The organism is Streptomyces sp. ALI-76-A (genome assembly GCF_030287445.1).
Classification (GTDB): Bacteria; Actinomycetota; Actinomycetes; order Streptomycetales; family Streptomycetaceae; genus Streptomyces.
Window position 1 is genome coordinate 331,141 of sequence record NZ_JASVWB010000002.1, and the last position, 23,529, is coordinate 354,669.

General features: G+C 74.1%; 5 protein-coding genes. All 5 read right to left on the reverse strand.

What is annotated here, in order from left to right; all coding sequences use genetic code 11:
- Positions 1 to 16: 16 nt before the first annotated feature.
- Positions 17 to 10,366 (reverse strand): type I polyketide synthase, encoded by a 10,350-nt coding sequence (locus QQS16_RS02225; RefSeq protein WP_286059891.1) that lies wholly within the window; start codon positions 10,364 to 10,366, stop codon positions 17 to 19.
- 51 nt (positions 10,367 to 10,417) lie between these two features.
- Entirely contained in the window at positions 10,418 to 19,948 is a 9,531-nt protein-coding gene (locus QQS16_RS02230; protein ID WP_286059893.1) for a type I polyketide synthase, read from the reverse strand.
- Between the two features lie 1,044 nt (positions 19,949 to 20,992).
- A complete protein-coding gene (locus QQS16_RS02240) occupies positions 20,993 to 22,840 on the reverse strand; it encodes an ABC transporter ATP-binding protein (RefSeq protein ID WP_286059895.1) in 1,848 nt (615 codons plus the stop codon).
- Positions 22,837 to 23,274, reverse strand: coding sequence for a lasso peptide biosynthesis B2 protein (locus tag QQS16_RS02245; RefSeq protein WP_286059896.1), 438 nt, complete (start codon positions 23,272 to 23,274; stop codon positions 22,837 to 22,839). Before QQS16_RS02245 ends, QQS16_RS02240 begins: the two co-directional genes overlap by 4 nt.
- Positions 23,271 to 23,525: a lasso peptide biosynthesis PqqD family chaperone gene (locus QQS16_RS02250; RefSeq protein ID WP_286059898.1), complete on the reverse strand. Its 255-nt coding sequence runs from the start codon at positions 23,523 to 23,525 to the stop codon at positions 23,271 to 23,273. Before QQS16_RS02250 ends, QQS16_RS02245 begins: the two co-directional genes overlap by 4 nt.
- Positions 23,526 to 23,529: the final 4 nt, after the last annotated feature.

Below are 23,529 nucleotides of genomic sequence, written 5' to 3' on the forward strand. Positions count from 1 at the left end.
CACTGGGTGTCGAGCCTCACTGCTTGTCGAGCTCTGCGGTCCGGTCACGTCCCAGCTCGCTGTCGATGAAGTCGAAGATGTCGTCGTCGGTGGCGGTCTGGAGCTGCTCGGTGAGCCCGGCCGTCTTCGTGCCGTCGCCGTCGAAGGCGCCGAGTTGGGAGAGGAACCCGGTGAGGCGCGCGGCGACCCGCTCCCGGACGTCCTCGTCCCCGGTCGCCGAGGAGAGCGCGGCCTGTAGCCGGTCCAGCTCCTCGTCGAGCGGGGCCTTGGCCCCGGTGACGAGCCGGCCGCGCAGATGCGCGGCGATGGCGGCGGGGGTCGGGTGGTCGAAGACGAAGGTGACGGGCAGCCGCAGCCCGGCGACGGCGCCGAGGCGGTTGCGAAGCGTCACCGAGGCCAGGGAGTCGAAGCCGACGTCCTTCAGGGCCCGGTGCGGCTCGACCGCCGCGGGGTCGGAGTGGCCGAGCACCTCGGCCACCGCGGCGCGCACGGCGTCGAGCAGCACCCGGTCCTGGTCCGCCTCGGCGAGCCCGGCGAGCTGCCGGGCCAGGCCGCCGGTGCCGTCGTCCGCCCCTGCGGCCCGGTCCTCCTCGGCGGCGGCCAGCGTCCGCCGGACCTCCGCGAGGTCGCCGAGGAGCGGGCTGGGCCGGACGGCGGTGAACGCGGTCGCGAAGCGCTCCCAGTCGATGTCGGCGACGACCGTGGTGGCCTCGCCCTCGCCGACGGCCGCCGGGATGGCGAGGACGGCCGCCTCCGGGGCCATCTCGGACACGCCCCGGCGGCGCAGCCCGTCACGGCGGGCCTGCTCCGCCTCGGGGTCGTCCTCGGCGCCGGTGCCGACGTCGCCCCACAGGCCCCAGGCCAGCGAGGTGGCCGGCTGGCCCTGCCCGGCGCGCTGTTCGGCGAGCGCGTCGAGGAAGGCGTTGGCCACGCCGATGCCGCTCTGGCCGCCGCTGCCCCACACCCCGGCGACGGAGGAGAAGAGCACGAAGGCGTCCAGGGGGACGCCGTCGAGCAGCGCGTGCAGGTGGCCGGCGCCGGAGACACGGTCGAGCGCGTCCGCGAGCGCGTCGGGCCCCGTCTCGGCCAGCGCGCCCGGCTCGGTCGCCGCCGCGGTGAAGACGACCGCGGTCAACGGGGTGTCCGTGGCGGCCCGGTCGAGCACCTCGGCCAGCGCCTGCCGGTCGGTGGTGTCGCACGGCTCGACCGTGACCCGGGTGGCGCCGAGGCCGGTCAGCTCGGCCGCCAGCCCGCCGGCGTCCGGGAGCGTGTCCGGCTGGTGGGTGAGTACCAGGTGCTCGGCGCCGCTGCGGGCGAGCCAGCGCGCCGCGTGTGCCCCGGTGCCCTCGGTGCCGCCGGTGACCAGGACCGTGCCCCTGGGCCGCCACGCGGCGCGGGTGGCGCGGTCGCCGGGCGACACCCGCGCCAGCCGGCGGGCGAAGGCGCCGGAGGCGCGGACCGCGAGCTGGTCCTCGTCCCCGGCGTCCGCGAGTAGGTGCGCCATCCTGGCGAGCGCCCGCTCCCCGGGGGCGGCCGGGAGGTCGACGAGGCCGCCCCACAGCTGCGGGTGCTCCAGGGCGGCGGTCCGGCCCAGGGCCCAGAGCTGGGCCTGTACGGGGCTGGTCAGCCGGTCGCCGCCGCCGGTGGCGACCGCGCCCCGGGTGACCAGCCAGAGCCGGGTGTCCCGCGCCGTGTCGGCGAGGGCCTGGAGCAGGGCGAGCGTGCCGGCGGTGCCGGCGGACACGGCCGGCCGGCCGGGGAGCGGCGTCTCGTCGAGCCCGAGGAGCGACAGCACCCCGGCGGGCGGCGCGCCGTCGGCGGCGGCGTCCGCGAGGGCGGCGGCGACGGCAGTGGCGACGGCGGCGCGACCGTCGCCCGGGTCTGCCGGGTCCACGGCGACGCGGACCGTACGCGCCCCCAGGCGGGCGAGGGCGATCTCGCACGCGTCGGCCAGGTCGTCGTCCGGGGCGCCGGTGTCGCGGGCGGGGGTGACGAGGAGCCAGGTGCCGGTGAGGGCGGGGTGGTCGGGTTCCCGCACGGGGCGCCAGGTGACGCGGTAGCGCCAGGAGTCGGCCGCGGACTGCCGCCGCCGGCCGCGGCGCCAGGAGGACAGGGCGGGCAGGATCGTGCCCAGCGCGTCGGCCTCCTGGGTCCGAAGGGTGCCGGTGAGGGCTTCGAGGTCCTCCCGCTCGACGGCTTCCCAGAAGCGGGTCTCCACCGCGTCGGTGCCGGCCGCAGGGGTGTCGGGGGTGGTGTCGGGCTCGTCCAGCCAGTAGCGGCGGCGTTGGAAGGCGTAGGTGGGCAGGTCGACGCGGCGGGCGGGAGTGTTCGTGTAGACGCTCGCCCAGTCCACCGGTACGCCGTTGGCCCATGCCTGGCCGAGGGAGGCGTAGAAGCGCGCCAGGCCGCCGTCGTCGCGTTGCAGGCTGCCGACGACGAGGGTGTCGGTGTCGGCGTCTTCGGCGGTCTCCTCGATGGGGAGGGTCAGGATCGGGTGCGGGGTCATCTCGATGAACGCCTGATGCCCCTGGGCGAGCAGGGAGCGGACGACGGACTCGAACCGCACCGGCTGGCGCAGATTGCGGTACCAGTAGCCGGCGTCCAACACCGCGGTGTCGAGCTGCTGCCCGGTCACCGTGGAGAAGAACGCCACCTCGCCCGAACGGGGCCGCACCGGCGCGAGCAGCTCGGCGATCTGCTCCTCGATCCGCTCCACGTGCGGGGAGTGCGAGGCGTAGGCGGCCGGGATGCGGCGGGCGCGGATCTCCCGCTCCCGGCAGAGGTCCATCATCTCGTCCAGGGCGTCGGCGTCACCGGCGGCCACGGTGGCGGCCGGGCCGTTGACCGCGGCCACCGTGATGCGGCCCTGCCAGCGGGTCAGCAGCTGTTCGATGTCCGTTCGCGGGGCCGCGATGGACACCATGCCGCCCTGCCCGGACAGCGCCAGCGCCGCCTGGCTGCGGTAGGCCACCACCCGCGCCCCGTCCTGAAGTGACAGGCCACCGGCGACGCATGCGGCGGCGATCTCGCCCTGGGAGTGGCCGACCACCGCCGCCGGACGCACTCCATGGGCCTGCCACAACGCCGCCAACGACACCATCACCGCCCACAGCGCCGGCTGGATGACGTCCACCCGCTGAAGGGCCTCTTCGTCGCCCAGCACCTCCAGCAGCGACCAGTCCACGAACGGTTCCAGCGCCTGGGCACACTCCGCCAGCCGCTGCTGGAACACCGGCGAGGACTCGGCCAGTTCCAGCGCCATGCCCGTCCACTGCGAGCCCTGGCCCGGGAAGACGAACACCGCACGATCCCGCGAACCCGCCACACCCCGTACGATCCCGGAATCCGCTCCACCGGCCTCCAGCACGGCCAGCCCCGCCGTCAACGACCCACGGTCCGCGGCAACGATCACCGCACGGTCGTCGAACTGCGCCCGCGTGACCGCCGAGGACAAGCCCACGTCCGCCACCGACACGTCGTCGGAGGCCGAGGTCACGAACGACCGCAGCCGCCCCGCCTGCCCCCGCAGACCCGCCTCGCCGCGCCCCGAGACCACCACCGGCACCGGCACCGGCACCGGGACGACGGGCGTGGCGTCCTTCGTGTCGTCCGTCGTGGGGGGCTGCTCGATGACCACGTGGGCGTTGGTGCCGCTGATGCCGAAGGAGGACACGCCGGCCCGGCGTGGCTGGTCGCCGTTCGGCCAGGCGCGCTGCTCGGTCAGCAGCGAGACGCTGCCCGCGCTCCAGTCGATGTGCGGCGAGGGCTCATCGGCGTGCAGGGTGCGTGGCAGCACGCCGTTGCGCATCGCCATGACCATCTTGATCACGCCGGCCGCGCCGGCGGCGGCCTGCGTGTGGCCGATGTTGGACTTGACCGAGCCGAGCCACAGCGGCCGGTCCTGCGGCCGGTCCTGGCCGTACGCCGCCATCAGTGCCTGCGCCTCGATCGGGTCGCCCAGCCTGGTGCCGGTGCCGTGCGCCTCGACCGCGTCCACCTGGGCCGGGGCGAGCCCGGCCGCGGACAGCGCGTCCCGGATCACCCGCTGCTGCGCGGGCCCGTTGGGGGCGGTGAGGCCGTTGGAGGCGCCGTCCTGGTTCACGGCCGTGCCGCGCACCACGGCGAGCACCTCGTGGCCGTTGCGCCGCGCGTCGGACAGCCGCTCCAGCAGCAGCATGCTGATGCCTTCGGACCAGCCGGTGCCGTCGGCGGCCGCCGAGAAGGACTTGGACCGGCCGTCGGGGGCGAGCGCGCGCTGCCGGCTGAACTCGACGAACGACAAGGGGGCGGACAGCACCGTCACGCCGCCGGCGAGGGCGAGCGACGACTCCCCCAGCCGCAGCGACTGGCACGCCAGGTGCATCGCCACCAGGGACGAGGAGCAGGCCGTGTCCACCGTGACCGCCGGGCCCTCCAGGCCGAAGGTGTAGGCGATGCGACCGGAGTCCACGCTGCCGGCGTTGCCGATGCCGAGGTAGCCCTCCAGCTCCTCCGGCATCTTCGGCAGCCGGTAGGCGTACTCGTGGTACATGACGCCGGCGAACACGCCGGTCCTGCTGCCGCGCACCGTGGCCGGGTCGATCCCGGCGCTCTCGAACGCCTCCCACGACGTCTCCAGCAGCAGCCGCTGCTGCGGGTCCATCGACAGGGCCTCCTTCGGGCTGATGCCGAAGAAGTCCGCGTCGAAGTCGGCCGCGTCGTACAGGAATCCGCCGTGGCGTACGTACGAGGTGCCGGGCCTGTCCGGGTCGGGGTCGTAGAGCGCGTCCAGGTCCCAGCCCCGGTCGGCGGGGAGGGGGGAGATGGCGTCGGTTCCGGACGCCACCAGCTCCCACAGCTCCTCGGGGGTGTGCACGCCGCCGGGGAGCCGGCAGCTCATGCCGACGATGGCGATCGGGTCGTCGCCGAGCGCCGCCGCCACGGGCGCGGCAGCGGGGGCCGGGGCCGCGGTGTCGACCAGCTCGTCGACCAGGTGCCGGGCGAGGGCGGCGGGGTTGGGGTAGTCGAAGGCGAGGGTGGCGGGCAGCCGCAGCCCGGTGGCCTTCTCCAGCCGGTTGCGCAGCTCGACAGCGGTCAGGGAGTCGAGGCCGAGGTCCTTGAAGCCGCGGCGGGCGTCCATCGATGCGGGGTTCTGGTAGTCGAGGGTCTCCGCGACGGTGGCGTGCACGAGGCTGAGCGCGGCCTCTTCGCGCTCCTCCGCGGACAGGCCGGTCAGCTGCCGGCCGAGGTCGGCGCCCCCGCCCCCGCTCCCGGCCGCGCCGCCGGCTTCGGCGAGGCGGCGGGTGGGGACGGTGCGGACCAGGCCGCGGAACACGACGGGCAAGGAACTGCCCTGGGCGCGCAGCACGGCGGTGTCCAGGCCGATCGGGACGGCCGAGGTCACGTCGAGGGCCAGGGCCGCGTCGAACAGGCCGAGTCCCTGCTCCGGCGTGAGCGGTGTCGTACCGGCGCGGGCCAGGCGGGCGCGGTCCGCGTCGCTCAGCTCGGCGGCCATCCCGCCCTCGGCCCAGGGCCCCCACGCCAGTGAGGTGGCGGTGCGGCCGTGCGCGCGCCGGTGGTGGGCCAGGGCGTCGAGGAAGGTGTTGGCCGCGGCGTAGTTGGCCTGGCCCGCGCTGCCGATGGTGCCGGCGGCCGAGGAGAACAGCACGAACGCGGACAGGTCCAGGTCGCGGGTCAGCTCGTGCAGGTTCAGGGCGGCGTCCGCCTTGGGGCGGAAGACGCGGTCGATCCGCTCGGGCGTCAGGGCGCCGATGACGCCGTCGTCCAGGACGCCGGCCGCGTGCACGACGCCGCTCAGTGGCCGGTCGGCCGGTATGCCGTCGAGGAGCCGGCGCAGCGCGTCGGGGTCGGCCACATCGCAGGCGGTCAGCTCCACCTCGGCGCCGAGCCCGGTGAGTTCGGCCGCCAGCTCGGCGCTCCCCGCCGCGGCCGATCCGCGGCGACTGGTCAGCAGCAGGTGCCGGACGCCGTGCTCGCGCACCAGATGGCGGGCGAACAGGCCGCCCAGCGCGCCCGTGGCACCGGTGATCAGCACGGTGCCGTCCGCGTCCCAGCGACCCGGCCCGTCCTCGGGCATGGACGTCCTGGCCAGCCGGGGTACGAGGAGTGTCCCGGCCCGGACGGCCACCTGCGGCTCCCGGGCCGCCAGCGCCTGCGGCAACGCCGCGGTGGACGCCTCGTCGCCGTCGAGGTCGACCAGCACGATGCGGCCCGGGTTCTCGGTCTGCGCCGATCGCACCAGGCCCCACAGCGGCGCGTGCGCCAGGTCCACGTCCTCGTCCGGACCGGTGGCGACCGCGCCCCGGGTGACGACCGCCAGCACGGCCGACCCGAAGCGCTCGTCGGCCAGCCAGTTCTGCACGAGTTCCAGCGCGCGGTGCGCGGCGGCCCGCGCAATGTCCGCCGCGCCGTTCCCGGCGCCGTCACCGTCCGGTACGCCTGCGGCGTCCGGGAGGAACGGCGCCACCAGGGTGTCCGCCAGGTCCGCGCCGCCCGCCGCGCCGAAGGCGGCCAGGCCGGGGAACGGCTCCGCGCCCGCTGCGGCGAGGGCGGCCGCGAGACCCGCCGCCGATCCGTCGTCCGCCCCGAGGACCGCGCACCGTCCGGCTGGTGCCGACGTCGCGGCGGCGGTGGGGAGCGCCGTCCATTCCAGGGCGTAGAGCGTCGTGCCGCCCGTGTCGCGGGTTGCGGCGCCCAGCTGCTCGACGGTGACCGGCCGCGAGGTCACGGACCGGATGGTGATGACGGGCCGGCCGGTGGGGTCGGTGGCCAGCACCGACGTGGCGTTCGGCCCCGCGGCCGTCATGCGCACCCGCAGCACCGACGCCCCCGTCGCCTGCACGTCGACGCCGCTCCACACGAACGGGAGGCGGGGATTACCGCTGCCCGGCGAATCGTCCAGCACCAGGGCATGGCCCGCGGCGTCGAGGAGTGCGGGGTGGACGCAGTAGGCACCGGCGTCGGCCAGCTGCTCATCGGGCAGCGCCACTTCGGCGAAGACCGCGTCGTCCCGCCGCCAGACGCCGCGTACGCCCTGGAACGCCGGCCCGTAGTCCAGGCCGAGGTCCGCCATCCGCTCGTACAGGCCGTCGGCCGGCACCTCCTCGGCACCGTCCGGCGGCCACACGGCCATCTCCTCCGCCACCTCCGGGGTCTCCCCCACGGCCAGCAGGCCCGTCGCGTGCCGGGTCCACGGGGTGTCCGCCTCGGCGTCCCGGGTGTCCTCGGGCCGGGAGTGGATGCCGACCGGGCGGCGGCCGGCGGCGTCGGGAACGCCGATGATGACCTGGACGTGCACGCTGCCGTGCTCGGGCAGCGTCAGCGGGGCCTCCAGGGTGAGTTCGTCGAGTACGCCGCAGCCGGCCAGGTCGCCGGCGTGGACGGCCAGTTCCACCAGGCCCGTGCCGGGGAACACGAACCTGCCGAGGACCGCGTGGTCGGCCAGCCAGGGGTGGGCGTCGAGCGACAGCCGGCCGGTGAGGACCAGGCTGTCGGCGTCCGCGAGCGACACGGCTGCGCCCAGCAGCGGATGTCCGGCTGGCGCCAGACCGAGGGCGGGGGCCGTGGTCGCGCCGGTCCCCTCCACGGTGGCGTCCATCCAGTACCGCCGGTGCTGGAAGGGGTAGGTGGGCAGGTCGACGGCGCGGGCGCCGCTGCCGGCGAAGAACGCCGTCCAGTCCGGACCTGCGCCGCGTACGTGCAGCCTGGCCAGGGCCGTGGTGAAGGTGTGCGCCTCGGAACGGTCGCGGCGCAGCACGGGGATGAGGTCGGCGGTGTCCGCTCCTTCGTCGGGCGTGAGGCAGTCGCGGGCCATCCCGGTGAGGGTGCCGTCCGGGCCGATCTCCAGGAACGTGGTGACGCCTGCGGACTGCAGGCGCCGCACCCCGTCGCAGAACCGGACCGCCGCCCGGACGTGCCGCACCCAGTACTCCGGGGAACAGATCTCCTCCGCGGCCGCCGTCTCACCGGTCAGGTTCGACACGACCGGGATCTGCGGCGGCTGGAAGTCCAGACCCCGTACGACGGCATGGAACTCGTCCAGCATCAGGTCCATGTGCGCGGAGTGGAAGGCGTGACTGACCCGCAACTGCTTGACGCGACGACCACGCTCCCGCCACACCGCGGCGATCTCCGCGACCGCGTCGACGTCGCCGGAGACGACGACCGACGTAGGGCCGTTGAGCGCACCGATCGAGACCCGGTCGCCATATCCCGCCAGGCTGTCGAGCGCCTCCTCCTCGGTGGCCTGGATCGCGGCCATGGCGCCGCCAGGGGGCAGGGCCTGCATGAGCCGGCCACGGGCCGCCACCAACGCACAGGCATCCCCCAGCGGCACAACACCCGCCGCGTGCGCCGCCGCGACCTCACCGATCGAATGCCCCGCCACATAGTCCGGGCGCACGCCCACGCTCTGAAGCAGCCGGAACAGCGCCACCTCCACGGCGAACAGCGCCGGCTGCGTGAACCCGGTCTCATGCAACAGCGCCCCCTGCGGCGTGCCCTCCGCCGCGAAGACCACCTCACGCAGCGGGCGTCCCAGCAACTCGTCGAAGTGCCCGCACACCTCGTCCAACGCCACCGCGAACACCGGGAACCGCTCATACAACTCCCGCCCCATACCGGCCCGCTGGCTGCCCTGCCCCGCGAACAGGAAAGCCGTCACCCCGTCGGCGGGCGCGCCCTGCACCAGGCGGGAGGAGGAGCGCCCCTCCACGAGCGCGTCGAGCCCGTCCAGCATGTCGTCCCGGCCCGACGCCAGGAGCACCGCCCGGTGCTCCAGCGCGGTCCGGCCCGTGGCCGCCGAGTAGGCGACGTCCACGGGGTCGAGCCCGGGGCCGGCGGACAGGTGGTCGCGCAGCCGCGCGGACAGGTCGCGCAGCGCGTCGGGGGACTTGGCGGAGAGCGGCAGCGGTACGACGTCGGCCAGGACACCGGCGAAGCCCGGCCGCCCGTCCTCCTCCCCCGCCGGGGCTTCGGCCGGGGGTTGCTCGATGACCACGTGGGCGTTGGTGCCGCTGACGCCGAACGACGTGATGCCCGCGCGGCGCGGGCGGCCGTCCTCCGGCCATGCGCGTTCCTCGGTCAGCAGGCGGACGGTCCCGGCGCTCCAGTCCACGTGCGGGGTGGGCTCGTCCACGTGCAGGGTGGGCGGGAGCACGCCGTGGCGCATCGCCATGACCATCTTGATGATCCCCGCGACGCCCGCCACCGCCTGGGTGTGACCGATGTTCGACTTCAACGACCCCAGCCACAGCGGCCGCTCGGGCTCGTGCTCCCGGCCGTACGTGGCGATCAGGGCCTGCGCCTCGATCGGGTCGCCCAGCCTGGTTCCGGTGCCGTGCGCCTCGACCGCGTCCACCTCACCGGCCGAGAGGCCCGCGCTGGCCAGCGCTGCCTGGATCACCCGCTCCTGCGCGCGCCCGTTGGGCGCGGTCAGGCCGTTCGACGCGCCGTCCTGGTTCACCGCCGTGCCCCGCACCACGGCCAGCACCCGGTGGCCGTTGCGGCGCGCGTCGGACAGCCGCTCCACCAGCAGCATGCCCACGCCCTCGGCCCACCCGGTGCCGTCGGCCGTGGAGGAGAACGACTTGCACCGCCCGTCCGGGGCGAGACCGCCCTGCCGGGCGAACTCGGTGAACGTCCCCGGCGTGCACATCAGGTTCACGCCGCCGACCAGCGCCAGCGAGCACTCGCCCTGCCGCAGTGCCTGCCCGGCCAGGTGCAGCGCCACCAGCGACGACGAGCAGGCCGTGTCCACCGTCACCGAAGGGCCCTCGAGGCCGAAGGCGTACGACAGCCGGCCGGAGAACACGCTCGCCGCGACGCCCGTCAGCCGGTGCCCGACGACGCCCTCCACGGGCACGTACAGCAGCGGGCCGTAGTCCTGGCGCAGGCCGCCGACGAACACGGCGGTGCGGCTGCCGCGCACCGACGCCGCGTCGATGCCGGCGCGTTCGAACACCTCCCACGTGCTCTCCAGCAGCAGCCGCTGCTGCGGGTCCATCGCCAGCGCCTCGCGCGGCGAGATCCCGAACAGCTCCGCGTCGAAGTCCGGCGCCTCGTACAGGAACCCGCCGTGCCGCGTGTACGACGTGCCCTCGCGCTCGGAGTCCGGGTCGTAGAGCCAGTCGAGGTCCCAGCCGCGGTCGGTGGGGAACTCCGTGATCGCGTCACCGCCGCGGACGACCAGGTCCCACAGATCCTCCGGGGAGCCGACACCGCCCGGGAAGCGGCAGCTCATCCCGACGATGGCCAGCGGCTCTCCGGCGGCCGCGGTGAGCTGCCGGTTCTGCTCGCGCAGCCTGTCGCTCTCCTTCAGTGACTTCCGCAGCGCCTCGACCAGTTTCTCGGTGGATGTGTTCGTCATGTTCCGGGCCCTCACAAGGTCGGCAGGTCAAGGAGTCGACAGGTCAAGTGGTCAAGCGGCTTCGGATCCTTCGAGTGCCATGCGCACCAGGTCCTCGGCGTCGAGCGCGTCGATGAGCTCGGTGTTGCCGCCGACGGCGGCGGCGGGCTGGTCCGCCGCGGCGGCGAGCCGGCGCAGGATCTCCTCAAGACCGGCGGCCCGGAGCCGCCCCACCGGGATCGAGGCGACGAGCTGCCGTAGTTCCCCGTCGGCGTCGGCCACCGGCTCGGCCGGCTCCGCGCCGTCCGGGAAGAACTGCGTCAGCAGGTAGCCGGCCATCGCCTGCGGCGTGGGGAGGTCGAAGACGAGCGTGGCCGGCAGCCGCAGGTCCGTCGCCACGTCGAGCCGGTTGCGCAGCTCGACCAAGGTGAGCGAGTCGAAGCCCAGGTCCTTGAACGCGGCGTGGGCGGGTATCGCGGCCGACGAGGCGTGTCCGAGGACGACGGCCGCCTGGGTGCGCACCGTCTCCAGGACCGCCCGCTGCTTCTCCGCAGGGGAGAGCCCGGCCAGCCGCTCCGCCAGTGACACCGCGCCCCGGCCGGCACCGACGTCGGCCGCCCGCCGGACGCTGCCCCGGACCAGGCCGCGCAGCACCGGGTTGATCCGGTCACCCGCACCGGCGCGCAGCGCGGCCCGGTTGAGCTTCATCGGTACCAGGAGTGGCTCGCCGGTGCCGAGCGCGGCGTCGAACAGCTCGAGTCCCTCGTCGGCGCTCAGCGCGCCGACGCCTCCGCGCGCGAACCGGGTGCGGTCCCGGTCGCTCAGCCCGCCGGCCATGCCGGTGGCCTCCGCCCAGAGGCCCCAGCCGAGCGACAGGGCGGCCGCGCCCTCGGCCCTGCGGCTCCGGGCGAGGGCGTCGAGGAAGGCGTTGGCCGCCGCGTAGTTCGCCTGCCCGGCGCTGCCGAGCACGGCGGTGGCCGAGGAGAACAGCACGAACAGCGACAGGTCGCGGTCACGGGTCAGCTCGTGCAGGTGCCAGGCGGCATCCACCTTCGGCGCGTACACCCGGTCGAGGCTCTCCGGGGTCATGGCCGCGACCACACCGTCGTCCAGCACACCGGCCGCGTGCACGACGCCGGTCAGCGGGTGCTCCGGCGGCAGCGCGGCCAGCAGCGCGGCCACCGCGCCGCGGTCGGCGACGTCGCAGGCGGCAACAGTCACCTCGGCTCCGCGCGCGGTGAGCTCCGCCGCCAGCTCCGCGATGCCCGCCGCGGCCCTTCCCCGGCGGCCGGCCAGCACGAGGTGCCGGACGCCGTGGCCGACGACGAGGTGCCGGGCCATCAAGCCGCCGAGGGTCCCGGTGGCACCGGTGATCAGAACCGTGCCCTCGGGGTCGACAGGACGGGGCACGGTCAGCGCGACCTTGCCGACGTGCCGCGCCTGGCTGAGGTAGCGGAACGCCTCCTTGGCGCCGCGTACGTCCCAGGTCGTGATCGGCAGTGGCCGCAGCGCCCCGCTCTCGAAGAGGTCCAGGATCGTGGCCAGCATCTCCTGGATGCGGTCGAGGCCGGCCTCCATCAGGTCGAACGCCCGGTACGAGGCGCCCGGTCGGCCCGCGGTGGCCTCGTCCGCCGCACGGATGTCGGTCTTGCCCATCTCCACGAACCGGCCGCCGGAGCGCAGCAGGCCGAGTGAGGCGTCGACGAACTCCCGGGCGAGGGAGTTGAGCACCACGTCCACGCCCTCGCCGCCGGTCGCGTCCCGGAACGCGTCCGCGAACTCCAGCGTGCGGGAGGAGGCTAGGTGCGCGTCGTCCAGGCCCATCGACCGCAGGGTGTCCCACTTGCCGGCGCCGGCGGTGCCGTAGACCTCGGCGCCCAGGTGCCGGGCGAGCTGAACGGCCGCCATGCCCACGCCGCCGGCGGCGGCGTGCACGAGTACCGACTCGCCGCGCCGGAGGCGGCCGAGGTCCACCAGGCCGTAGTAGGCGGTCAGGAACACGATCGGGACGACGGCGGCCTCGGTGAACGACCAGCCCTCGGGCATGCGGGCGACCATCCGGTGGTCCACCACCGCCAACGTGCCCAACGCGCCGGGCACCAGGCCCAGCACCCGGTCGCCGGGCGCCAGCCGGGTCACGTCGGGCGCCACCTCGGTGACGACGCCGGCGCCCTCGCCGCCGAGGACCATCTCGTCGGGGTACATGTCGAGGGCGAACAGCACGTCCCGGAAGTTCAGGCCGCCCGCGCGCATCGCGATGCGGACCTGGCCGGGGCCGAGCGGCGCCGTAGCCTCGGGGCAGGGCACGAGCTCGAGACCTTCGATCGTTCCCTTGACCGGCGCGTCCAGCCGCCAGGCCGGGGCGTCGGGCGGGGTCAGCGCACCTTCGGAGACGACCCGGCTCAGCCGGGGTACGTGCGCCTCGCCGGCGCGGAGCGCGACCTGCGGCTCGCCGGCGGCGGCCGCGGCCGGGAGGGCACGCAGCGACGCGTCGGTACCGTCGGTGTCCATCAGGGCGAAGCGGCCGGGGTTCTCCTCCTCCGCCGAGCGCACCACGCCCCAGACCGGGGCGTCGGCCAGAGCGGGCGTCTCGCCGGGGGCGGCGGGCACGGCACCCCGGGTGAGCACGACGAGGCGCCGGCCGGCGAACCGGTCGTCGGTCAGCCAGGAGCGCGCGACGGCGAGGGCGTCGGTGGCGGCCGAGCGGGCGGCCTCGTACGGTGCGACGTCCTCGTCCTCCGGCGCGCCGCAGGCGACGGCGATCACGTCGGCGGGCGGCCCGCCGACGGCGAGCGCGGCGCCCAGCGCGTCGAAGCCGGGGTACGTCACGACGTCGGCCCCGGCGGCGGCGAGCGGGCCGGACAGCCGGGGGCCGGCCGTGCCGACCAGGGCCCAGCGCGGCGCGGGCGGGCCCACGGCGGGCAGCGGCACAGGGGTCCAGTCCATCCGGAGGAGCGACTCGTGGAGCGCGGGCGCCGCGACGCGGAGCTGCTCCTCGGCCAGCGGCCTGAGCATCAGCGAGGAGACGTCGGCGACGGGCCGGCCGGTGCCGTCGGCCAGCTGGAGCGCGAGGGACGCGGGGCCGCTGCGCGCCAGCCGGACGCGCAGCGTGGTGGCGCCGACGGCGTCCAGCCGTACGCCGCTCCAGGAGAACGGGAGCAGGGGGCGCGGCGGCATGTTCCCGCCGCCTCCGGCGGGCCCGTCGGGCATGAGCCCGCTGAGGGCCATGCCGTGCAGGGCGGCGTCGAAGAGCGCGGGATGCAGGCCGTACGAGGCGGCGTCGTCGTGCCGGTCCTCCGGCAGCGCCACCTCTGCGAACACCTCGTCGCCACGCCGCCAGGCGCGGCGCACCCCACGGAACGCCGGCCCGTACTCCAGGCCCGCCTCGGTGAGCCGCGCGTACAGGCCGTCGGCCGTGACCTCCTCGGCACCGTCCGGCGGCCAAGCGGTGAGGTCGAACGGCGCCTCGGGGCCGGTGGATGTGACGGTGCCACTGGCGTGCCGGGTCCATGGGGCGCCGCCGTCGTCCCGGGTGTCCTCGGGCCGGGAGTCGATGCCGACCGGGCGGCGGCCGCTCGCGTCAGGGGCGCCGACAACGACCTGCACCTGCACGCCGCCCTTCGCGGGCAGCAACAGCGGGGCTTGCAGCGTGAGTTCGTCCAGCGCGCCGCAGCCGGCCTGGTCGCCGGCCCGGATCGCCAGTTCCACCAGGCCCGTGCCGGGGAACACGACCCTGCCGAGCACCGCGTGGTCGGCCAGCCAGGGCTGTGTGTCCAGCGACAGCCGGCTGGTGAACACCAGGCTGTCGGCGTCCGCCGGCGACACGGCGGCACCCAGCAGCGAATGACCGGCGGGGGTGAGGCCCCGGGCGGGCGCCGTGGCCTCGCCGAACGGTCGGCCGGTGGCGTTCAGCCAGTACCGCTTGCGCTGGAAGGCATACGTGGGCAGGTCGACCCGACGGGCGCCGGTCCCGTCGAAGAACGCCGTCCAGTCGGGAGCGGTACCGCGCACATGCAGCCGGCCCACAGCGGTGGTGAAGGTGTGCGCCTCGGGGCGGTCGCGGCGCAGCACGGGGATGAGGTCGGGCACGGCGTCGCCCTCGGTGGGGGCGAGGCAGTCGCGGGCCATCCCGGTGAGGGTGCCGTCCGGGCCGATCTCCAGGAACGTGGTGACGCCTGCGGACTGCAGGCGCCGCACCCCGTCGCAGAACCGGACCGCCGCCCGGACGTGCCGCACCCAGTACTCCGGGGAACAGATCTCCTCCGCGGCCGCCGTCTCACCGGTCAGGTTCGACACGACCGGGATCTGCGGCGGCTGGAAGTCCAGACCCCGTACGACGGCATGGAACTCGTCCAGCATCAGGTCCATGTGCGCGGAGTGGAAGGCGTGACTGACCCGCAACTGCTTGACGCGACGACCACGCTCCCGCCACACCGCGGCGATCTCCGCGACCGCGTCGACGTCGCCGGAGACGACGACCGACGTAGGGCCGTTGAGCGCACCGATCGAGACCCGGTCGCCATATCCCGCCAGGCTGTCGAGCGCCTCCTCCTCGGTGGCCTGGATCGCGGCCATGGCGCCGCCAGGGGGCAGGGCCTGCATGAGCCGGCCACGGGCCGCCACCAACGCACAGGCATCCCCCAGCGGCACAACACCCGCCGCGTGCGCCGCCGCGACCTCACCGATCGAATGCCCCGCCACATAGTCCGGGCGCACGCCCACGCTCTGAAGCAGCCGGAACAGCGCCACCTCCACGGCGAACAGCGCCGGCTGCGTGAACCCGGTCTCATGCAACAGCGCCCCCTGCGGCGTGCCCTCCGCCGCGAAGACCACCTCACGCAGCGGGCGTCCCAGCAACTCGTCGAAGTGCCCGCACACCTCGTCCAACGCCACCGCGAACACCGGGAACCGCTCATACAACTCCCGCCCCATACCGGCCCGCTGGCTGCCCTGCCCCGCGAACAGGAAAGCCGTCACCCTCCTGTCTCCCCGTACGGTGCCGGTGACGAGGTTCGGGGCGGGGCCGCCCTCGGCCAGAGCCGCGAGGCCACCGCGTAAGGCGGCTCTGTCGTCGGTCACCACGAGGGCCCGGTGGTCGAGCGCGGAACGGCTGGTGAGGAGCGAGAAGCCGACGTCGGCGAGGGAGAGGCCGGGGTGGGCGTCCAGGTGGGAGAGCAGCCTGGCGGCCTGGTCGCGCAGGGCCTGCTCGCTCTTGGCGGAGACCGGCAGCGGGAGCAGGACGGGAGCTGGACGCGGCTCCGCGCCGTCCCCCGGCGCCCCGACCGGCGCCTGTGCCGGCTCCTCGGCGGGAGCGTGCTCGATGATGACGTGGGCGTTGGTGCCGCTGATCCCCAAGGCGGTGATGCCGGCGCGGCGCGGGCGGCCGTCCTCCGGCCAGTCGCGCCGCTCGGTCAGCAGGCGGACGGTCCCGGCGCTCCAGTCCACGTGCGGCGTCGGCTCGTCCACGTGCAGGGTGCGCGGCAACACGCCGTGGTGCATCGCCATGACCATCTTGATGACCCCGGCCAGACCGGCCGCCGCCTGCGTGTGACCGATGTTGGACTTCACGGAGCCCAGCCACAGCGGTCGCTCGGGCTTGTGCTCCCGGCCGTACGTGGCGATCAGGGCCTGCGCCTCGATCGGGTCGCCCAGCCTGGTTCCGGTACCGTGCGCCTCGACCGCGTCCACCTCGTCGGCGGCCACTCCGGCACTGGCCAGCGCCGCCTGGATCACCCGCTGCTGGGACGGCCCGTTGGGGGCGGTGAGGCCGTTGGAGGCGCCGTCCTGGTTCACCGCCGAGCCCCGCACGACCGCCAGCACCCGGTGCCCGTTGCGGCGGGCGTCGGACAGCCGCTCCACCAGGAGCACGCCCACGCCCTCGGCCCACCCGGTGCCGTCGGCCGTGGAGGAGAACGACTTGCACCGCCCGTCCCGGGCGAGCCCCGCCTGACGGCTGAACTCCACGAAGGTCTGCGGCGTGGACATCACGGTCACGCCGCAGACCAGCGCCAGCGAGCACTCGCCCTGCCGCAGCGCCTGCCCGGCCAGGTGCAGCGCCACCAGCGACGACGAACAGGCCGTGTCCACCGTCATCGACGGCCCTTCGAGACCGAAGGCGTACGACAGCCGACCCGACAGCACGCTCGCCGCGCCACCGGTCATCCGGTAGCCCTCGATCCCGTCCGAGGAGCCGCCCCCGCTGGCGTCGCGGTACGTGAACGTCCCGGTGTAAACGCCGGTCCTGCTGCCGCGTACGGACAACGGGTCGACGCCGGCGCGCTCGAACACCTCCCAGGCGGTCTCCAGCAGCAGCCGCTGCTGCGGGTCCATGGCCATGGCCTCGCGCGGGCTGATCCCGAACAGCTCGGCGTCGAACTCCGGCGCGTCGTGCAGGAACCCGCCAAGGTCGGTGATGGAGGTCCCCGACCGCTCCGGTTCGGGGTCCGAGAGGCGCTCCAGATCCCAGCCACGGTCGGCAGGGAAGGAGGAGATGCCCTCCCCGCCCGACTCCACCAGATCCCACAGCTCCTCCGGCGACCGCACACCGCCGGGGAAGCGGCAGCTCATGCCGACGATCACAACGGGGTCACCGGCTCCGGCCGGCACCGTTACGGCGGCGGGCGCGGTGGCGGTGCTTCCGGCGTTGCCGGAGTTCTCGTCCGGCACCTGCGACCGGAGAAAGCGGATCAGCGCCTCCGGCGTCGGGTGGTCGAAGATCAGCGTCGTCGGCAACCGCTCGCCGGTCGCCTTGCTGAGGCGGTTGCGGAGTTCGATGCCCTTGAGCGAGTCGAGGCCCAGCTCCTTGAACGACCGCTCCAGCGCGAGGCTGTCCGGAGAGGCGTGCTCCAGCACCGTGGCCACGTGACCACGCACCAGGTCGGGCAGCGTGCGATCCAGCTCGTGCAGGGAGGTGCCGGCCGGAGGGGTGTCGGGGGTGGTGTCGGGCTCGTCCAGCCAGTAGCGGCGGCGTTGGAAGGCGTAGGTGGGCAGGTCGACGCGGCGGGCGGAAGTGTTCGTGTAGACGCTCGCCCAGTCCACCGGCAGGCCGTTGGCCCATGCCTGGCCCAGGGAGGCGTAGAAGCGCCCCAAACCGCCGTCCTCGCGTTGCAGGCTCCCGACCACGAAAATGTCGCTGTCCGCGTCCTCGGCGGTCTCCTCAATGGGAACGGTCAGAATCGGATGCGGAGTCATCTCGACGAACGCCTGATGCCCCTGCGCGAGCAGGGAGCGGACCACGGACTCGAACCGCACCGGCTGGCGCAGATTGCGATACCAGTAACCGGCATCCAACAGCGCGGTGTCGAGCTGCTGCCCGGTCACCGTGGAAAAGAACGCCACCTCACCCGAACGGGGCCGCACCGGCGCCAGCAACTCGGCGATCTGCTCCTCGATCCGCTCCACATGCGAGGAATGCGACGCGTAGTCGACCGGGATCCGCCGCGCGCGGACCTCCCGCTCCCCGCAGAGACCCATCAACTCATCCAGCGCATCGGCATCACCGGCCACCACCGTGGCCGCCGGGCCGTTGACCGCGGCCACCGTGATGCGGCCCTGCCAGCGGGTCAGCAGCTGTTCGACGTCCGTTCGCGGGGCCGCGATGGACACCATGCCGCCCTGCCCGGACAACGCCAGCACCGCCTGACTGCGATACGCCACCACCCGCGCCCCGTCCTGAAGTGACAGGCCACCGGCGACGCATGCGGCGGCGATCTCGCCCTGGGAGTGGCCGACCACCGCCGCCGGACGCACTCCATGGGCCTGCCACAACGCCGCCAACGACACCATCACCGCCCACAACACCGGCTGCACCACATCCACCCGCTGAAGGGCCTCTTCGTCGCCCAGCACCTCCAGCAACGACCAGTCCACGAACGGCTCCAACGCCCGGGCACACTCCGCCAACCGCGCCCGGAACACCGGCGAGGACTCCGCCAACTCCAGCCCCATCCCCGCCCACTGCGAACCCTGACCCGGGAAGACGAACACCACACGATCCCGCTCACGCGCCACACCCGTCACCACGCCCGATGCCGACTCCCCCGCCCCCAACGCGGCCAGACCCGCCGTCAGCGAACCACCGTCGGTGGCGACCACCACCGCACGGTGCTCGAACCGCGACCGGAACACCGCCGAGGAGTAACCCACATCCGCCACCGACACCTCACCGGGCGCCGACGCCACGAACGACCGCAACCGCCCCGCCTGACCCCGCAACCCCCCAGCACCACGCCCCGACACCACCACCGGCACCACCCCGGGGGCAGCAGCCGACTCGCCCTCGGCCCCGGGTCGTTCCCCGTCGTCCGCCCAGTCGGAGAGCACCACATGGCAGTTGGTGCCGCCGACGCCGAGCGAGCTGACGCCGGCCAGCAGCGGTTCGGTGCCCGGGAGCGTGCGGAGGGACGTGTTCACCTCCAGGTTGAGGGTGTCGAGCGGGATGCGGGGGTTGGGTGTCTCGTAGTTGAGGCTCGGGGCGAGCATGCGCTCCCGTACGCACAACACGGCCTTGATGAGCCCGGCGATGCCCGCGGCGCCTTCCAGGTGGCCGATGTTGGTCTTCACCGAGCCGACCAGCAGCGGCGCGGCGCCGTCGCGGGCCGCGCCGAGCACCGCGCCCAGGGCGGCGGCCTCCACCGGGTCGCCGACCGGAGTGCCGGTGCCGTGCATCTCCACGAACCGCACGCCGGCCGGGTCCACGCCGGCCTGGGCGCAGGCGCGGCGCAGGACGTCGCGGTGTCCCTCGACGCTGGGCGAGCTGAGGTTGCGGCCGCCGCCGTCGTTGTTGACGGCACTGCCGCGGATGACGGCGTGGACAGTGTGCCCCTCGGCCAGCGCCCGCCGCAGGGTGGTGAGGACGACGAGGCCGCCGCCCTCGCCGCGCACGTAGCCGTTGGCGCGGGCGTCGAAGGTGTAGCAGCGGCCGTCCGGGGAGAGGCCGCCGAAGCGGTCGGCCATGTGGAAGCTCTCGGGGATGAGGTTGAGGCTCACCCCGCCGGCGAGGGCGAAGGCGGACTCGCCGTTGCGGAGGCTCTCGCAGGCCATGTGGACGGCGACGAGGGAGGAGGACTGGCCCGAGTCGACCACGAGGCTCGGCCCGTGGAGGCCGAGCACGTAGGAGAGCCGGTTCGCGATGACGCTGCGGTGCAGGCCGGTGAGGCTGTGCTGGGTGAGGGCGTCGGCGCCGTGCTGGTGGGCCAGCTTGGCGTAGTCGTCCCAGATCGAGCCGACGAAGACCCCGGTGTCGCTGCCCTTCAGCGTCTCCGGCAGCACGCCCGCGTTCTCCAGCCCCTCCCAGGCGAGTTCGAGGGCGAGGCGCTGTTGTGGGTCCATGGCGGCCGCTTCGCGGGCCGATATGCCGAAGAAATCCGCGTCGAAATGGTCCGCCTGGTCGAGGAATCCGCCGCGGAGCGACGCGTATTCCGCGGACTGTCCCGACCTTTCCACGGGGGCCTCGGTCACAGCGTCTTCACCGTTTCTCAGCAGGCTCCAGAACGCGTCCGGGTCCGGGGCGCCAGGAAAGCGGCAGGACAACCCGATGACGGCAATGGCGTCGTCTGTCGCGACGTATTTCTGATCACGACGGGATCCGGATTCATAGGTCATCGCATTCCTCCGCTGTTGGCCGGCGGTTCTTGGATTCTCTCTCTCGTCGGTGGTGCCGTAATCAGCGAGCGGGCCGTGCAACGCTCGCCGCGGAATTGCATTTCTAGTGGACTACGGCTCGCCCCACGCCTCACCGGCTCGCGCACCCTGGCTGAAGCCTGCGGTTGTCGAGGAGACTCGGGGGCCTGGGCCGCGCCCGCACACGCTGTCGGCCGTCAGCGATCTGCGCATCGCGTTGCCGGAGAACCGCGAGATCGTGGCCTCACCGCGTCCGTCCACGCCACATGACTGGCCGATCGTCGCCGACGACGTCACGGAGCGGTTCGAGGACGGCGGTTGGGCGCGGGGGTTGCTCGGCGGGCGGTTCGTCGGGTGACCTGGGCACCGGGCAACCACGACCTGTGGACCCACCCGACCGACCCGGTGACGTCGCGCGGCGAGCAGCGCTACCGGCTCCTGGCCGAAAGGCGAGAGCGTGCCCCTGCGTGCCGTAGGAGGTGGCCGCCGCCAGCGCGCTCGCCGGGCCGTTGAGGGCGTAGTCCAGCTCGTCCCCCGCCCGCAGGACCCGCTCGCGGGTCGAGGCGGCCACGGGGTGGTTCCCGTTCAGCACGCAGGCCGCCACGGCGCTGGCCGGTCTTGGCGGCAGTCAGGCCGGACGCGGGCGAGACGCACACGGGGCGAGAAAACAACACGGACGCCGGAGTCATCCTGCGCGAAGCCGCCGGACGCCTGTCCGCACCGATACAGGGAACCGCCCGCTGCGCCCGAACCGCGCCCGCCTCGTACGGGTCCTCCACGAACGACTGGACCGCCTTGCAGAAGCATCCCCCGCCGTGCCGTAGCCGAGGGCTGACCGTCGGCCGGGGCCGGCCGCTGCGCGCTCGGGCGCCGTGGCAGTCAGGGCTTCGGGAGGGAGTCGGATGCCCCGGGCCGCTCTTGCTGGGGTCAGGCCCCACTCTCGCCCTCGTCGGTCTCTGCCGTGTCCGACGCCTCGGCATCGTGTGATTCGTCTGTGTGATGGGCCGCGGCTTGAACGGCGTCGGCTCAACCGGCCGAGCCCTGTCCCTCACCTCTCCCGGGCTCCGCGCCCGGCCGGAGCATCTGGCTCGCGGCCAGTTCGCGGTAGAGGGTGCTGTCGGCCAGCAGTTCCTCGTGGCGTCCTTCGGCGGCGGTGCGGCCGTCGTCCAGCACGACGATGTGGTCGGCGTGCTGGACGGTGGACAGCCGGTGGGCGATGACCAGCAGAGCGCATTCCTGAGCGACGTCCTTCATGACGGTGGTGAGCGCCACTTCGTTGATCGCGTCGAGATGGGAGGTCGGCTCGTCCAGCAGGAGCAGTGCGGGGCGCGCCAGCAACGCTCGGGCGAGGGCGACGCGTTGGCGTTCGCCGCCGGAAAGGGTGCTGCCGCGCTCACCGATGACGGCGGCCAGTCCGCCGGGCAGCCGGTCGACGACTTCGTCGAGTCTGGCCAGTTCCGTGACGCGCTGGATCTCCGCTTCCGGGGCGTCAGGCACGGCGTAGGCGATGTTGTCGCGCAAGGTGCCGTGGACGACGTGCGCGTTCTGGTCGACGACGGCGATGCGTCGACGGCACGCTTCACGGGTGAGCTCGCTCGCCGGTCGCCCGTCGAAGAGCAGCCGGCCCGCGTCCGGTTCGTAGAACCTCGCCACCAGGGCGAACACCGTGCTCTTGCCGGCTCCGGACCGCCCCACCAAGGCGACGTGCTGCCGGTGCGCGACGGTGAAGGAGACGCCACGCAGGACCGGCCGGTCCCGGTCGTAGCCGAAGCGGACGTCCCGCAGGGCGAGGGCGGGTGGTCCGAGCAGCGCGGTCGGCCCTGGCGGCGTGTGCGGGCGAACTCTGGTGACCCGTGGTCCGGCGGGCTCCACCGGCAGACGGAGCGCCTGGTCGATGCGCTGGTAGGCGCCCATCCCGCGCTGGATGAGGCCAACGGCACGGAATACGGAGGACAGCGGCAGGACGAGGTAGGAGGCGTACAGGAGGAAGGCGACGAGATCGCCGAGGGAGCCGGCCTGGCCGTTGACGCGCAGACCGCCGACGACCAGGACGATGAGGAAGGAGCCCTGCACGGCGAGCTCGACGGCGGGACTCATGACGGAGGCGAGTTTCGCGGTGCGCACCCCAGCGCCGTAGGCCGCCTCGACCCGGGCGCCGATACCCGCCGCCTCGCGCTCCTCGGCGCGGTGCACACGGACCATCGGCAGGGCCCCGAGAGCCCGTTCCAGGTCGGCGGCGATGGCACCGACCGAGTCCTGCATGTGTTCGGACGCGCATCTGATGCCGGCGAGCAGTGACGCCACGACCAGGGCCGCGGCGACCACGGTGACGGAGACGAGAAGCAGCAGCAGGGGATCGAGCCAGGCCATGAGGACGATCGCCCCGGCTGCGACAAGGCTTCCGGTCACCAGATCGACGAGGGCCTGGGAGACGACTTCTCGGAGCAGGGTGGTGTCCGCTGTCACCCGGGAGATCAGGTCGCCGCCGCGGTGACGGTCGTACTCCCTCATCTCCAGCCGGAGCAGTCGCCCCACCAGCCCGTGCCGAAGCTGGCGTACCACACCCTCGCCCATCCGTTCCAGCAGGAAGCGGCCCGCGGCTCCCGTCGCCGCTTCGATGACGAACAGCACGCCGAGCAGCGCCAGCAGCGGCCAGATGACCTGGCCGCGACCGCTCGCGTCCACCACGTGCTTGGCGACGAGCGGCTGGGCCAGTCCCAGGGCCGAGCCCACGAGGGTCAGCACGGTGGCGACGGCGATGGCGCTCCGGTGCCCGGCGGTGAGCCGGTACATCGTGGCGACCGCCGCCCTGGTGGACCTGTCGTCCCCGGGGGCCGCTTCCCGGCCGCCGTCGAGCACCGCCGCACGCGTCATCGGTCGGTCGGCCGCGGCAGCGGAGCGACGGCCATCAGCCGGGCGAAGTAGCCCTTCGGCACGCCCTCGCCGACGGGGCCGCCTTCCGCCTCGATCCAAGCGTGCGCGGTGAAGGGCGGGACGACGCGGACGCCGGTGCACCAGGTGGGCCAGGTTCCGCCGAGCCGGCACAGCAGAGCCGCCCCCAGTGAGCGTGGCAGGCACCCCTTCGGTCCGGCGCAACGCAGGCTGGCGGCGCACATGGCGTCGCGCGCGTTCTGGGCCTGTACCGCGGTGGCGGGTGCGGCACCGCGCCGCAGGATGCCGAGTACGGTGCGGACGTGCCGTGGCGGCAGTAGGGCGAGGGCGACGGCGGGGAGCAGGACGAGACGGGCGGCCAGGCGTCGGGCCGGTGGCACATCGGTGGGTCGTTCCAGCGCGCTGGGCGTCGTCATGAGGCGAGCCCCGAGGTTCGCAGCTCCTGTACGAGCGTCTCGACGTCCCGCAGTGCCTGCGCCTGTTCGATGTCGAACTCCCGGGCCAGGGCGGCGGCGGCGTCCGACTCCTCGCCGCCGTCGAGAAGCGTCCGCACGACCAGGGTGGCGGTCGGATTCAACTCCCAGTACGAACCGGCTCGTTCGTCCAGCAGCACCGTGCCGTAGTCGGTCTCGGCCGTGGAGACGTTGTCACGGAACCGCAGGGGCATATCA